The sequence below is a fragment of the Micropruina sp. genome (assembly GCF_047607385.1).
Classification (GTDB): domain Bacteria; phylum Actinomycetota; class Actinomycetes; order Propionibacteriales; family Propionibacteriaceae; genus Micropruina.
This window is the reverse complement of the sequence record NZ_JASGDE010000137.1, coordinates 32,197-46,229: the sequence shown is the minus strand read 5'-3', so window position 1 is coordinate 46,229 and position 14,033 is coordinate 32,197. Positions and strand designations below refer to the sequence as shown.

Here is a 14,033-nt window from a genome sequence, read left to right as displayed (position 1 = left end):
TCGGCGGCCCGCGCGGCGCCCGCGGCGTCGCCGGCCCCCACCGCGCGGGCGACCAGGATCTGGGTGGGGGTGCCGACCAGGCCGGTCAGCAGCAGCGTGCCGACCGTGACGATCGCCCCCGCGGCCGCGGCCGATCCCAGCACGGCGGCGCCGGAACTGCCGAGCAGGAAGGCGTCGTTCATCGTCACCACCACGGTCACCACGCCGTGACCGACCAGCGGCGTCGCGATCCGGACCACGGCGCGAATCGCTTGACCGACTCCGGTGGACGCCGTCGCGAGTTGGGACACGTCTCAACATAAACGATAACGACAATCATTTGCTAGTCTCCGTCGGAGCGCAGGGAGCACCGAGGAGGGCCATGACCGACGCGCCACTCAGGCTGAGCTCGATTCCCGGCTATTCCCGCTACCTCACCGCCCGGGTCGCGGCCTGGATCGGCAACGTGATGAGCGTGGTGGCACTGCCGGTGCTGATCTACCAGCTGACCGGTAGCGCGGCGCTGACCGGCCTGCTGGCGGCGGCCGGCGCGCTGCCGTACCTGATCCTCGGGCTGCCGGCCGGGGCGCTGGCCGATCGCTGGGACGCCCGCCGCACCATGGCGGCCTGGAGCACGGTGGCCGGGGTCGCCATGCTGTCGGTGTCGCTCGCGCACGGCCTGGGGGTGCTGACCGCGGGCCACGTGATCGTCACCGCGTTCGTGGTGGGGGTGGCCTTCGTCTTCGCCGACGCGGCCGGCTTCGGGGCGCTGCCCCGGCTGGTCGGACGCGACAACGTCGGACGCGCCACGGCGTCCCAATCCGCCGTCTACACGGTGATCAGCATCGCTGGCCCGGGCGTCGCGGGCATGTTGATCACCCTGGTCGGCCCGGCCTGGGTGGTCGGCCTGGACGGCGTCGGCTACCTGGTGGAGGCGGCCCTGATCGCCCGGCTGCCGCTGCCCCGCGTCCGAGCCGAGGCGTCCGGACGCCCCACGCTGCTGGCGGACGTGATGGAGGGCCTGCGATTCGTCTGGGAGCAGCACGTCATCCGGGTGCTGACCATGGTCGGCCTGGGGCTGGCGGTGACCGGCGGCGGCGCGGTCTCGGCCCTGCTGGTGGTGGTCGGTGTGGAGGCGTTCGGCTTCACCGACGACGACAGCCGGCTGGGTGTGCTGTACATGGCGGCCTCGGTGGGCAGCTTCCTGGGCAGCGTGCTGGTCACCCGGCTGCAGCGCCGACTGCGGGTGGGCACGATCACGCTGGCGGGACTGGCCGCCACCGTCGCCCTGGTCGCCACCCTCGCCCTGACCACCGACTGGATCGTCGGCGTCGGGCTGATCGCCCTGCTCAACGCGACGATGATCGCGGTGACCCTGAACGCCATCGTGGTGCGGCAGACGGTGACCCCGATCCGGTTGCAGTCCCGGGTGAACACCACGGCGCGGATGATCTCCTGGGGCGGCTCCCCGATCGGCGCGACCCTGGGCGGCCTGATCGCCGGCGCCGGCGGCATCCGGCTGGCGCTGCTGCTCTGCGCCGCCGGAGTGCTGGTGAGCCTGGCGGCCGGCTTCGCGATGGGGACGCGCCGGATCGACCGGCTGGACCGGCTCACCCCCGTCGAGGACTGAGAGGTTCGGCACGGCGGGACGGTTCTTTCGCGATCGACCACAGCTGTCGGGACCATGCGCTGCTTTCGGGAAATATGCCGAAAGCAGTGGTGATTCCTGCGAGCAGTGACGGATCGCGCGATCAGGCCGAGCAGTCCGGGCAGACCGCGGTGACGTCGACCGTGACGACCACGTCGGTGAAGCCGCGCGCGGTGGCGACGACCGCGGCCCGGCTCCGCGTCGACTCGGTGCTGATCGGGACGGCGACCCCGCACGAACGGCAGACCAGGTAGCCGCCGTCGACGCGATCTCGCAGGTGGTACAACGTCTCGCCGGTGGCGCTGTGGACGCGATCGACCGTGCGGGCTTCGGTGAGTTCGCGCAGCGTCCGGTACACGGTGGCCAGGCTGACCGGTCGGTCCGACCCGGCCAGCTCGTCCCGGATCATCCGCGCGGACAGGAAGTGATCGGCGGCGGCGAGCAGGGCGATCACGGCGTCCTGCTGAGGGGTGCCCCTCCTCGTCGGGGTGACCATGGCGCTGTGCCGACCAGCCGGCGCTAACGCACCGCGAGCAGCCGGCGGGTCCGGCCGGCCCGGCCCGAGCCCCGGCCTCGAACGGCCCGGATCAGCTGGCAGACCAGGTAGATGGTGAACGAGATCGTGGTCACGTAGGGGCTGATCGGGATCGAACCGCCGAGAGCGAGCAGGATGCCGCCGACGGTCGAGGTGACCGCGAAGCAGACGCTGAGCAGCGGCACCAGCAGCGGCGAGGACGACACCCGCAGCGCCGCCGCGGCCGGCGTCACCAGCAGCGACAGCACCAGCAACGCGCCGACGATCTGCACCGAGACGGCCACCGCAAGGCCCAGCAGCAGCATGAACACGATCGACAACAGCCGGGTCGGGACGCCGCGGGCGGCCGCCACGTCGGCGTCCGTGCTGGCGAACAGCAACGGCCGCCAGATCAGCAGCAGCCCGGCCACCACGATCGCCGAGATGGTGATCAGCGCCCCGATCTGCGGGTCGTCGATGGCCACGATCTGCCCGGTGAGCAGGCCGAATTTGTTCGCCGAACGGCCCGGATAGAGCGTCAGGCAGAGAATGCCGAGGCCGAGACCGAACGGCATGATCACCGCGGTGATCGAATTGCGGTCCCGGGCCCGGGCGCCCAGGACGCCGAGCAGCAGCGCGGCCAGGACCGAGCCGGCCAGCGCGCCGGCGACCACCCCGATGCCCAGCAGCAGCCCCGCCGAGGCCCCGGCGAAGGAGAGCTCACTGATCCCGTGCACGGCGAACGGCATGTCCCGGGCGATCACGAACACCCCGATCAGGCCGCCGACCACGCCGAGCACGGCACCGGCCAGGATCGAGTTGTGCAGCAACGCCACCAGCTCGCCGTAGTTGTCGAAGACGAACAGCTGCGACCACCAGTCCTGGCCGATCTCGGCGAAAGTCATCATTGGCGTCCGGCTTCCGTGGTGGCGGCCGCAGGGTCGCCGTCGGGCACCTCGCCGTGGCCGTGATGATGGGTGGGATGGCTGTCCGGGGCGCCGACGATCACGATCCGGCCGTGGGTGCGCAGCACGTCCACCGGGGCGCCGTAGAGCTCGCTGAGCACGTCGGTGCGCATCACCTGCTCGGGCGTGCCGAGCCGGACCTGGCCACCGGCGATGTAGAGCACCCGGTCGACGAAGCCGAGCACCGGATTGATGTCATGGGTGACGAACAGGACGCCGAGCGGGTGGCTGCGCCGGCTGGCGTCGACCAGTTCGCTGACCGTGGCCTGATAGGCCAGATCGAGGGACAGCAGCGGCTCGTCGCAGAGCAGCAGCCGGGGATTGCCGGCGAGCGCCTGCCCGATCCGCAGCCGCTGCTGCTCACCGCCGGACAGGGTGGACAGCGGCGAGCGCCGATAGCGTTCGGCGTGCACGTCCCGGATCAGTGCGTCGACGGCGGCCCGACGCCGACGGCTGGGCAGCGGAATGCCCCAGCGGTGCCCGTCCAGGCCCAGGCCGATGAGGTCCTGGGCGCGCAGCGGGACGCCGTCGTCGGCCAGCTTCTGCTGCGGCACGTAGCCGATCCGGCGATTGCCGCGCCGGATCGGCTGCCCGAGGAACTCGGCGGTTCCCTCCGACAGCCGCAGCTGGCCCAGGATCGCCTTGAGCAGGCTGGACTTTCCGGAGCCGTTGGCGCCGAGGACGGCGATGAACTCGCCGACGTGCACGTCCAGGTCCAGCCCGCTCCACAGCAGCCGCTCACCGAAGCTCAGGCCGGCGCCGCGCAAGCGCAGCACCGCCTCGTCGCCGGACACTGGCGACGAGGCGGACCGGGTTGCGATGTCGGTCGTCACTTCGCGAGAGCGGCACCGATGGCGTCGAGGTTCTTCGTCATCCAGGAGACGTAGTCCTCGCCCTTGGGCAGGGTCTCGGTGACGCCGACGACCGGGATGTTGTTGTCCCTGGCGGCTTTGAGCACCGCTTCGGTCTGGGCGCCGGTGGTCTGCTCGTTGTAGGCGAGCAGCTTCACCGCGTGTCCGCTGTACAGCTTGAGCGTGGCCTGCAGCACGGCCGGCGCGACGTCGGTGTCCTCTTCGATGGCTTCGGAGAAGGCGTCCGGCGTCTTGTTCTTCAGCCCGATCGCCTCGAGCATGTACAGCGGCACCGGCTCGGTGATCGACGCGGGCTGCCCGTTGTAGGTCGCCTTCAGGTCGCCTTCCTTCTTCACCAGGGCGTCGATCGAGCCCTTGAGCTGCTTGGCGTTGTTGGCGAAGGTGTCGGCGCTGGCCGGATCGATGGTCGCGTAGGACGACTGGATCTGGTCGATCACCTTCTCGACGGTCGGGAAGTCGTACCAGACGTGCTCGTTCAGTTCCTCGCCCGCCGCGGCCTTCTTGCCGGAGATGGTGACGGCGTTGAGCACCGTGGCCGAGGTGTTCTTGGCCGAGGACAGCATGGTGTCGACGAAGTCGTCGTAGCCGCCGCCGTTCTCGATCACGACCTTCGCCTTGGACAGCGCCAGCTGGTTCTGGGCGCTCGCCTCGTACTCGTGCGGATCTTTGTCGGGGTCGTCGATGATCGAGGTGACGTTCACCTTGTCACCGCCGACCTTCGCGGCGATGTCGCCCCACACGTTGGTGGACGCGACGACGTCGATCGGGGCGGTTGCCGTGCTCGCGCTGGGACTGCCGGACGCACCGGGCGAGGTCGTCGCCGCGGTGGGCGACGAGCAACTGGCCAGCGCGAGCGCCGCCAACGACGCGGTGAGCGGCAGTGCGAATCGGGTGAGCTTCATGGTTGTCCAATCTGGTCGGGGCCGGCGGTCACCACCCGAGGGGGGGACGGCGCGGCTGGTGCTCGTGATTCCATCGGTAATGATAACTACTCTCATAACTTTCTTGGGCGGCTGCCCACCCGCTGACCCTCCGGCGTTCGTCGGCCGGGCCGGCCCGCTACAGCGTCGCCAGTTGGGCCGCGACCTCCTCCAGCTGCCGGATGACGCTGACCCCGCCGGCTTCAAAGTCGCCGCCGTCGATGCTGAGGACGTGGCCCGCCGCGACCGCCTTGGTGCCGGCCAGGGTCTTGCTGATCTCGGCGACGGCCGCCTCGGATTTGCCGTCGGAGACGTTCACGATCAGCACGTCCGGCTTGCGGCGCAGGGCGTCCTCACGGCTGATCTCGGCCCAACTCTGCTTGAGATCGTCGAACTCGTTGACCTGGCCGAGTGCCTCGATGATGGTGGCCGCGGGGTAGCCGCTGTTGGCGTAGAGCTTGCCGTTGTACGACTGCACGTACGCGATGCGCAGCTGCTTGCCGTTCAGTGACGCCTTGGCCCGCGCCACCCGGGTCTCGATCTCCTGGTTGAGGGCACGGACCTTGTCCTCGACACCGAAGATCCGGCCCAGACTGGTGACGTCGGCCTCGATGGTGGCCAGGGTGCGTCCGGCCGGCGCCTTCGCGCAGTAGCCGCCCATGATGTACACACCGGCGCCGATCCCGGCCAGGTCCTCGTAGCTGACCGTGCCCTCGCCGGTCAGCTGGCCCTCGTCGTTGCCGAGGAACAGGTCGGGCCGGGCGCCGACCATCGACTCCCGCGACGGGGTGTAGTCGGGCGAGACCTGGACGATGCCGTCCGGCGCGCCCGCCGGCAGCTTGCCGAGCGAACCGAGCACGTAGCCGTGCACGCTGTTCTGGACGCCGAGCGCGGTCAACGTGTCCAGGGTGCCGGGGTACCCGAGCACCACCCGGGACGGCGGTTTGGCGTAGCTGAAGTCGCGTCCGCAGCTGGCCACCGTGACCGGATAGCCGGCCGGAGCAGCCGACGGGGACGGGCCGACCGGTGCGGCGGGACCGCTGCAGGCCACCGTGGCGAGCGCCAGGGCGGTCGCGACCAGGGACCGGGTGATGACCTTCATCTGTTCTCCTTACGAGTTGGGGCACTGTGAGTTGGGACGCTGTCGGTCGGGGTGGGCCCTGCTGGGGCCGGCCCGGTCGCGGGTGCGTAGCTGAGGGTGGGACGTCCGGTCAGCGGGTTGAGACCGCGGTGCACGGCGACGCCGTAGACGGAGCCGATCAGCTCCGGGGTGAGCACGTCGTCGGTGGGGCCGTCGGCGACGACGCGTCCGGCGGCCAGGACGACGACGCGGTCGCAGTAGGCCGCGGCCAGGTTCAGGTCGTGCAGGGCGGCGAGCACGGTGACCGGCAGGGAATGGAGCAGTTCGAGCAGCTCCACCTGGGCGCGGATGTCGAGATGGTTGGTGGGTTCGTCGAGGACGATGACCGGGGTGGCCTGGGCCAGCGCGCGGGCCACGAACACCCGCTGCCGCTCACCGCCGGACAAGGTGCCGACGCCGCGGTCGGCCAGCTGGGACACCCCGGCGGTGGCCAGCGCCGCATCGACCGCGTCGTGGTCGTCGTCGCGCAACCGTTCCAGGCGTCCCAGGTGCGGCACCCGTCCGAGCTCGACCACCTCGCGGACGGAGAACTCGAAGTCCGGGACGTCGTCCTGCAGCACCGCGGCGGTGCGCCGGGCCGCCTCGCGGGCGGGCAGCTGCCACACCTCGTCGCCGCCCACCGCCACCGCGCCGGAGCTCGGCCGCAGCGCCCGGTAGACGCTGCGCAGCAGGGTGGTCTTGCCGGACCCGTTCGGCCCGACCAGTCCGACGAACTCGCCGTCGGCCACCGCCAGCCGGGCCTCGTGCAGGATGCGGCGTCCGGCCAGTTCGACCCGCAGCCCGGTGACGTCGACCCTCATCGCGTCCGCCCCGGACGGCGTCCGCTCGCCAGCAGCCAGACGAAGAACGGCGCGCCGATGGCGGCGGTGACCACCCCGACCGGGAGCTCGGCCGGGGCCAGCACCAGGCGGGCGATCAGGTCGGCGACCAGCAGCACCGCGGCCCCGATCAGCAGGGCGCAGGGCAGCACCCGGCGGTGGTCGGCGCCGACCAGTTGCCGGGCGATGTGCGGCACCATCAGGCCGACGAAGCCGATGCCGCCGGAGACGGTGACCACGCAGCCGGTGACCAACGCGGCCAGCAGCATCAGCTGCAACTGGAACCGTCCCACGTCGACGCCGAGCGAGCGGGCCAGGTCGGCACCGGAGACCAGGGCGTTGAGGCGTCCACCGGCGATCACCAGCCAGCCCGCGCCCAGCCCGACGACGACCGTCAACAGCGTCAGGTCGCTCCACTGGGCGCCGGAGACGCTGCCCAGCGACCAGTACAGCACCCGCTGCACCTGGGTCGGGGTGGCCAGGATCTGCAGGAAATAGGTGGCGGACGAGAACACGTAGCCGACCGCGACCCCGGCCAGCACCAGCCGGGCCGGCGGCCACTCGCCGCCGCGGCGTCCGAGCAGGAAGACGACGGCGAAGGCCAGTAGCGCACCGCCGAACGCGGCGCCGGCCAGCGGCGCGCCGCCGACCGCGTCGCTGCCCAGCACGATCACCAGCACGGCGCCGAAACCGGCACCCGGGGTGACCCCGATCAGCTGCGGGTCGCCCAGCGGGTTGCGCACCACCGCCTGGATGACGGTGCCGGCCACACCCAGCCCGGCGCCGACCAAGACGGCCAACAGGGTGCGCGGGATGCGGACCGTCCAGACGATCTGGTCGAAGACGGAGTCGCCGGACGCCCCGGCCAGCCCCAGGTGCGCGGCGACGATCTGCCACACCTCGCCGATCGAGATCGGCACCGACCCGATCGACACCGACACCAGGGCCAGCACCAACACGCCCCCGGACAGCCCGGCGAGCAACAGCGCGAAGGGCGACAACCGCGGCAGCACCGGCGGCGGCGCCTCGGCGTCCGCCACTCCGGTGAAGATGCGCGACCGGGCGGGGGTCACTCCGCGCCCGGATTCGCGGACGTGTACTGCAGCCGCTCGACGGTGGCGCCGGTCCGGGTCAGCACCTCCTGTTCGGTGCGTCCGGTGGCGGCGGCCAGCTCCATGGCGAGCAGCCGGGCCACGGTGGCCAGGCCGACCACGACCTGGCCACCGTCGGGTTCGTAGCGCAGCGCCCGGCCGAGCGCGGCGTCCGGGTCGCGGGACGGCCGCGTCCATGCCGACAGAACCCGCAGCCCGGCCCGGATGCAGCGATACTGGGCGTCGCTCACCCAACCCTGATCGATGCTCACGGACCGGAACCGATCAGGCGACCGAGGCCGCGTAGATCGCCGCGCTGGTCTCGGCCAGCACGGCGTCGAACTCCTCGTCGCTCTGCTGCGCGGTGAGCCCGTCCAGCAGCGCCCGGCTGAAGCTGGCGATCAGGCCCGGGTTGCGGGCCAGCCGCTCGTTGGCCTCGTCTCGGCTGTAGCCGCCGGACAAGGCCACCACCCGGGCCACCTTGGGGTGCTCGATCAGGTCGGTGTAGTAGCCGTCGACGCTCGGGATGGACAGCTTGAGAGCCACCTTGCGCTCCCCCAGCCCGTCCAGCCGGGCCAGGATCGCGGCCTTCAGCAGGGTTTCCGCCTCGGCCTTGTCGGGAGCGCCGATGCTCACCTCGGGCTCCAGGATCGGCATCAGCCCGGCGTTCAGGACGCGCTCCCCCAGCTCGAACTGCTGGGCGACGATCGCCTCGATGCCGGTCGGGTTGGCGGCGTGGACCACCGAGCGCTCCTTGGTGCCGAAGACGCCCAGGTCGCGGGCCTTGGCGAGCAGCTCGTCCAGGCCGGGGATGTCCTTCATCAGCTGGACGTCGTCGGCCTGGTCGGCCAGGCCCTTGTCGATCTTGACGAACGGGATGATGCCCTTGCGCTGCCACAGGTAGTCGGCGACCCCGAGGCCGTCGATCCGCCGGTCGAGGGTGGCCTCGAACAGGATCGCGCCGAGGATCTTCTCGCTGGTGAAGGCGGGGCTGGTGATGATCCGGGCCCGGGCGGCCTGGATCAGGTCGTACATCTCGGCATCGGTGGAGTACGCGGACTCGTCGATGCCGTACGACTTCAGCGCCTTGGGCGTGCTGCCACCGCTCTGGTCCAGGGCGGCGATGAAGCCGTCGCCGGTCTCGAAGCGGGTCAGCATCTGCTGGTCGGACATGAAGGGCCTCCTTGGCCGGCTCTTGCCGGATCGGTTCGTGGGATCGGACCCAGCCTAACCTAATTGCGAGTGATTCTCATTCTCTTATGGATCTCGGGGACGACTCCTCCGGGCAGGTGGATCCGCTCGCCGCTGCGGTTGAAGATGGCGAGGATCTCCAGCGGCTCGCGACCCAGGGCGGCCACCCCGTGCGGCAGCCGGGTGTCGAACTCGGCCGCCTGGCCGGCCTCCAGCACGAGTTCCCGGTCGCCCAGGACGACGCGGGCCCGGCCGCGCAGCACGTAGCACCACTCGTAGCCGTCGTGGGAGCGGGTCCGAATAGGTTCATCGGACGGGACGAACGTCATCTTGAAGGTCTGGACCGGAGCGTTCTCCGGGGAGAGGTACTCCACGGACAGGTTGCCGAACCGCCTGATCCGGGCCCGGACGCGCGGGTCGGGCGCGGTCCACATCAGCAGGTCGTCGAGGCTGAGCCGCAGCGCTCGGGTGACCGGGAGGAGCAGTTCGAGGTTCGGAGCCCGCTTGCCGGCCTCGAGCCGGGACAGCGTGGAGGCGGAGATTCCAGTGGCCTCCGCGAGCGCCTCCAGGGTGAGGTCACGTTTCAGCCGGGCGGCACGCAGCCGCGGCCCGACCTCGCGCAGCACCGCGCGGGTCAGGTCGGGTCGATCCTCCGGGCCGGCCATGCCGCTACCGGGGCCGGCCGCGGACGGCCGTCGTCATCGTCCGGTCCGGCGGACGTGCAGGACGTGGTCCTCGCGAGTGCCCGGCTGTCCGTCGGGACCGGTCAGTTCGACCACGTCGAGCTCGTCGCGCACGGTCTGCCACCGCCCGTCCGCAAGCTGCAGCGCGGCCCGATTCTGCTCCGGCGACTGCAGAGTCAGGTTGACCGGGTGGTCGACCGGCGGCATGCCCTGGTGCCAGGGCGGCACGCCCCAGTGCGAGACCACCAAGAGGTGCCCACCCGGCGCGACGGCGGCGGCGGCGCGGTTCAGGATGCGCTCCCGTTCGCCGGGGGCGGCGACCGGTGAGTGCAGGAACTGGGCCGACACCAGGTCGAACTCCCCCGCCGGGAAGGACGTCGCCAGGTCGTGCTGCGCGAACGTCACCCGTCCGGCCAGCCCGAGTCGTTCGGCGTGCGCGCGGGCCCGGTCGAGGGCCGTGGCGGAGGCGTCGACGCCGAGCACCGTCCAGCCGCGCTCGGCCAGCCAGAGCACGTCCGCACCCTCACCGCAGCCGAGGTCGAGCGCGCCGCCCGGTTCCAGGCCGTCCACCTCGGCGATCAGGTTCCGGTTGACCGGTCCGCGCTCGGCGTGGGTGTGGTCGGCGTAGAAGCCGTCCCAGAACTCGGGGGCGCTGGGCATCGGGTTGCTCATGATGACGTCCTCCTTCGGGTCAGCGTCGGACGCTCTTGACGTCGGCGGCAAGTGCCTCGAGGGCGTCGACGACCCCGACGCCGCTGCCCTGGGCCAGGTTCTCGTCGGCGCCGCGGACGCGCCCCTCCTTCACGGCAGGCAGGTCGGGCAGCACCTTGCCAAGTGCGGCGATGGCGGCCCGTTCGTCGCCGACGTAGTTCACGAAGACGAGGTCAGGCTTCATCGCGAGGGCCTGCTCGGCGCTCAGCTCGGCGAAGGGCGTGGGCAGGTCGGCGAACTGGTTGGTCAGGCCGAGCGCACCGAGCATCGCCGAGGCCGGGTAGCCGCCGATCGCGTACACCTTGCCGCCGAGCACCTTGAGGAAGGCCACGGTGCCGGTGCTGCCAGCCAGCGACTGCTTCGCCGCAGCCACCCGGTCCTTCAGTTGCTTGTTCAGCCGTTCGGCGCGGTCGGGGACGCCGAACATCGTGCCCAGGTTGGCGATGTCGGCATAGACGGTGTCGATGGTGCGATTGTTGGGGGCGGTGGCGCAGTAGCCGCCCATCACGTAGGCGTTCGCACCGATGTCGGCGAGGTCGTCGTAGGAGAGGGTGCCGCGGCCGACGAGTTGGGCCTCGTTGAAGGACAGGAACAGATCCGGCTTGGCGGCGATCACCGGTTCGCGGGCGGGGATGGCGTCCGGGGAGACCAGTTCGAGGTTCGCCGGCAGCGTGGTCGGACGGATACCGCGGTCGTCCGGCCCGAGCAGGTAGCCGGTCACCGAGCCGGCGACGCCCAAGGCGTCCAGGGTCTTCAGGGTGCGATAGTTGCCGAGCACCACCCGGGACGGCGCCTGGGCGTAGCTGAAGTCACGCCCACAGGAGGCCATCGTCGCCGGATAGCCGGACGCCGGCGCGCCCGCCGACGGCGTGCTGGTCGAGGCCGGCGAGCAACCGGCGAAGACGAGGCCGGCCAGCACCAACGCCGGTATCCCGAGACGGGTTCGGAGAGTCTTCATGGTGCACCTTTCGAGCCTGGCCGGGCTTACCCCAGCCAGTGACAACGGTTCTCAATAGCTGTTGTCGACGGTACGAGACCGGAGCGGGTTGGTGAAAATCCTCATGCCGAATCGGCAAGGGCGTCCTGCCGGAGCGGGACGCCGGAGACACACCCGGCGCTGCGGCGCTCCGGCCGATCAGTGACCGTGCCGGTGATGCGAGTCCGGGAAGTGCGGATGCGTGTGGGTGACGGCCTCGTGGACGTGCTCGTGACGGTGCCAGGTTCCGCGCGCCACCGGCTCGGCATGCGGATGATCGTGGTGGCCGTCGTCATGGCGGTGCCAGTGGTCGTGCCGCACCGGCTGATGGGCGTGTTCGTGCTCGTGCCGTTCGCTCAGGTGGAGCCACACGCCGAGCGCCATCAACGCGGCGGCCACCAGGAGCGGCGCAGTCAGCGGTTCTCCGAGGGTGAGCGCCACGATTGCGCCGAAGAACGGGGCGACCGAGAAATGGGCGCCGGCGCGAGCCGTCCCCACCTGCCGCAGCGCCACGATGAACAACACCAGGCTGACGCCGTAGGCCAACAGACCGACACCCATGGCGGCGACCACGCTCGTCGCCTGCGGGACGGTGGCCCCGAGCAGGAAGGCCAGCACCAGGTTGACCGGACCGGCCACGGCACCCTTGACCGCCGCCAGCCAGGTCGCGTCGGTGAGTGCGACCTTGCGGGTCAGGTTGTTGTCGACACCCCAGCTCAGGCAGGCGCCGAGCACGGCCAGCGACGACCAGCCCGAACCGAACTCGACCCCGCCCGTAGGGACGGCGAGCACGACGGCGCCGCCGACAATGGCCACCATGCCGATCGCGATCCGCCGGTCGACGTTCTCCCGGAACACGAACCAGGCCAGCAGCGCGGTGAACACCCCTTCGGCGTTCAGCAGCAGCGAAGCACCCGAAGCGGGCATCCCGGACAGCCCGGCCATCAGCAGCACGGGCCCGAGCAGCCCGCCGAACAGCACGGCACCCGCGAGCGGCAGCCGCTCCTCCGGCGCGAGCCGGACTCGCGGCAACCGCCGAACCATCCGATAGAGGCCGAGACCGAGGCCCGATCCGACGTACAACAGCCCCGCCAGCAGCCAGGGCGACACCTCGCCCAGCAGCAGCTTCGCGGCCGGCGTCCCGGCGCCGAACAGGACGGCGGAGGCGATCCCCGCCTGGACGCCCGCGTTGCGAATGATGCCGGAACTCACTCCCCGATGCTCTCCCCCGTCCAGCCGCTTGGCAAGCGCGGGGAGCGCGGATCGTGCGATAACGGGTCCGGCCGACCATGGTTGTCGGCCCACAACCCCGGGTATTGCTCTAGGCGCCCGGTGCAGCGCGTTCGGCCGAGGGGGTCTCTGCCGGGAGCGCCGCTTTCGCGAGGCCTGCGACCTTCTCCAGATCCTGCCGTGTGGCACCGTCGCGCGCTTGCAGCACCATGCCGTTGAGTATCGCCAGGACGTAGCCGGCCAGCCCGGCGGCATCGGTGCCGTCCAGGAGGAGTCCTGCGGCGACGTCTGCTTCGATCTTGCGTCGGAGCTGGTGTGCGTTCTCCTGACGCATCCGGGACAACGACGCCCGCACCTGCGCGTCCTCGGTGCCGACGTCGCCGCAGCGGACCAGACATCCCCGCGGCAGCCCTCGCCGCGTGTACCTCGCCGGGGCTTCGGCGAGGATGCGGCGCATCGCCACGACGGCGGTGGCCTCCTGGTCGAGAGCAGCCCGGATGAAGCCGCCGTATCTGCGGTCGTACACCGCGACGGCCTCGTCGAACAGGGTGCGCTTGTCGCCGAAAGCGGCGTACAGGCTGGGCTGGCCGATCCCGAGTTCCTCGCTGAGATCGCGCACCGACGTCGCCTCGTAGCCTTTGCGCCAGAACAGCCGGATCGCGCGGTCGAGTGCCGCATCGCGGTCGAAGGAGCGCGGACGCCCTCGCGTCACAGTGGCGGCCATCCCATCATTTTATATCGATCGCTAGCTAATGCGCTACGGTGCATATATCTAGCGATCGCTACATAAGGAGCGAACCATGACGGCACCGGTCACCAGCTGGACGTGCTGCAGCTGATCCGCGAGCTGGCCGGTACCGGACTGTCGGTTGTCGTGGTGCTGCACGACCTGGCGACGGCCGCCCGGTTCGCCGACCGGATCGCCCTGATGGACGCTGGACGACTACGCGTCATCGGGCCACCGGAGGCGATTCTCGCCGGCGACGAACTCCCCCGCGCGTTCGGCGTCGATGTCCGGCTGCTGCCCAACCCCGGGTTGGGGTATCCGGCTCCGGTGTTCGACCGCGACGCTTCCGCCGGACGCCCGAAGAGCGAGCTGTGACGGGCGTCGCAATCGAACTGGGACGTGCCAGACTCGCCCGGTCAACCGAGGCAAAGACAGCACCACAGTCGGGCGAGATCCCGATCGCGTCCGGGATCGAGCCGCATTGATCCGCGCTTCCATCGAGGAAAAGGTCGCTACTGCCAGGTTTTGGTGGTTATCCGGGCGGTGTCGCCGCTCCACCGGAGCTCG

The 14,033-nt window shown here is 70.9% G+C and carries 17 protein-coding genes; 2 read left to right on the top strand and 15 right to left on the bottom strand.

Translation table 11 applies throughout. From position 1 onward, the window contains the following. The coding region (locus QM582_RS12400; protein WP_415084825.1) for a hypothetical protein at positions 1–290 on the bottom strand (290 nt) is incomplete at its 3' end. A gap of 71 nt (positions 291–361) precedes the next feature. On the opposite strand from QM582_RS12400, the gene QM582_RS12395 reads away from it, so the two are divergent. Further along, on the top strand, positions 362–1,609 hold the full coding sequence (locus QM582_RS12395) for an MFS transporter (RefSeq protein ID WP_415084823.1): 1,248 nt from the start codon (positions 362–364) through the stop codon (positions 1,607–1,609). Positions 1,610–1,730: 121 nt separating this feature from the next. On the opposite strand, the gene QM582_RS12390 is transcribed toward QM582_RS12395, so the two are convergent. The 14 genes from QM582_RS12390 to QM582_RS12325 form a co-directional block, all read right to left on the bottom strand. Then, on the bottom strand, positions 1,731–2,123 hold the full coding sequence (locus tag QM582_RS12390; protein ID WP_415084821.1) for a Fur family transcriptional regulator: 393 nt from the start codon (positions 2,121–2,123) through the stop codon (positions 1,731–1,733). Between the two features lie 23 nt (positions 2,124–2,146). Further along, positions 2,147–3,046: a metal ABC transporter permease gene (locus tag QM582_RS12385; RefSeq protein WP_415084819.1), complete on the bottom strand. Its 900-nt coding sequence runs from the start codon at positions 3,044–3,046 to the stop codon at positions 2,147–2,149. After that, positions 3,046–3,882 carry a metal ABC transporter ATP-binding protein gene (locus QM582_RS12380; RefSeq protein WP_415084827.1) on the bottom strand — a complete coding sequence of 279 codons (837 nt, stop codon included), beginning with the start codon at positions 3,880–3,882 and terminating at the stop codon, positions 3,046–3,048. The genes QM582_RS12385 and QM582_RS12380 overlap by 1 nt, the downstream gene beginning before the upstream one ends. A gap of 53 nt (positions 3,883–3,935) precedes the next feature. Further along, positions 3,936–4,880 carry a metal ABC transporter solute-binding protein, Zn/Mn family gene (locus tag QM582_RS12375; protein ID WP_415084817.1) on the bottom strand — a complete coding sequence of 315 codons (945 nt, stop codon included), beginning with the start codon at positions 4,878–4,880 and terminating at the stop codon, positions 3,936–3,938. A gap of 157 nt (positions 4,881–5,037) precedes the next feature. Then, positions 5,038–6,000 carry an ABC transporter substrate-binding protein gene (locus QM582_RS12370; protein ID WP_415084815.1) on the bottom strand — a complete coding sequence of 321 codons (963 nt, stop codon included), beginning with the start codon at positions 5,998–6,000 and terminating at the stop codon, positions 5,038–5,040. Further along, positions 5,997–6,839 (bottom strand): ABC transporter ATP-binding protein, encoded by an 843-nt coding sequence (locus tag QM582_RS12365; RefSeq protein WP_415084813.1) that lies wholly within the window; start codon positions 6,837–6,839, stop codon positions 5,997–5,999. The genes QM582_RS12370 and QM582_RS12365 overlap by 4 nt, the downstream gene beginning before the upstream one ends. Next, positions 6,836–7,930, bottom strand: coding sequence for a FecCD family ABC transporter permease (locus tag QM582_RS12360; protein WP_415084811.1), 1,095 nt, complete (start codon positions 7,928–7,930; stop codon positions 6,836–6,838). Before QM582_RS12360 ends, QM582_RS12365 begins: the two co-directional genes overlap by 4 nt. Further along, positions 7,927–8,220 carry a hypothetical protein gene (locus tag QM582_RS12355; protein ID WP_415084809.1) on the bottom strand — a complete coding sequence of 98 codons (294 nt, stop codon included), beginning with the start codon at positions 8,218–8,220 and terminating at the stop codon, positions 7,927–7,929. Before QM582_RS12355 ends, QM582_RS12360 begins: the two co-directional genes overlap by 4 nt. 13 nt (positions 8,221–8,233) lie before the next feature. Continuing rightward, positions 8,234–9,121, bottom strand: a complete 888-nt coding sequence (locus tag QM582_RS12350) for a fructose bisphosphate aldolase (protein WP_415084807.1) — start codon at positions 9,119–9,121, stop codon at positions 8,234–8,236. Positions 9,122–9,180: 59 nt separating this feature from the next. Continuing rightward, entirely contained in the window at positions 9,181–9,804 is a 624-nt protein-coding gene (locus QM582_RS12345) for a helix-turn-helix domain-containing protein (RefSeq protein ID WP_415084805.1), read from the bottom strand. Positions 9,805–9,837: 33 nt separating this feature from the next. Next, positions 9,838–10,494, bottom strand: coding sequence for an SAM-dependent methyltransferase (locus QM582_RS12340; RefSeq protein WP_415084803.1), 657 nt, complete (start codon positions 10,492–10,494; stop codon positions 9,838–9,840). A gap of 19 nt (positions 10,495–10,513) precedes the next feature. Then, entirely contained in the window at positions 10,514–11,491 is a 978-nt protein-coding gene (locus QM582_RS12335; protein ID WP_415084801.1) for an ABC transporter substrate-binding protein, read from the bottom strand. A gap of 177 nt (positions 11,492–11,668) precedes the next feature. Next, positions 11,669–12,721, bottom strand: coding sequence for a DMT family transporter (locus tag QM582_RS12330; protein ID WP_415084799.1), 1,053 nt, complete (start codon positions 12,719–12,721; stop codon positions 11,669–11,671). A gap of 109 nt (positions 12,722–12,830) precedes the next feature. Continuing rightward, positions 12,831–13,463, bottom strand: a complete 633-nt coding sequence (locus QM582_RS12325; RefSeq protein WP_415084797.1) for a TetR/AcrR family transcriptional regulator — start codon at positions 13,461–13,463, stop codon at positions 12,831–12,833. A 102-nt stretch (positions 13,464–13,565) separates the two neighbouring features. Here QM582_RS12325 and QM582_RS12320 point away from each other — a divergent pair, with 102 nt between their 5' ends. Next, positions 13,566–13,841 carry a hypothetical protein gene (locus tag QM582_RS12320; protein ID WP_415084795.1) on the top strand — a complete coding sequence of 92 codons (276 nt, stop codon included), beginning with the start codon at positions 13,566–13,568 and terminating at the stop codon, positions 13,839–13,841. Positions 13,842–14,033: the final 192 nt, after the last annotated feature.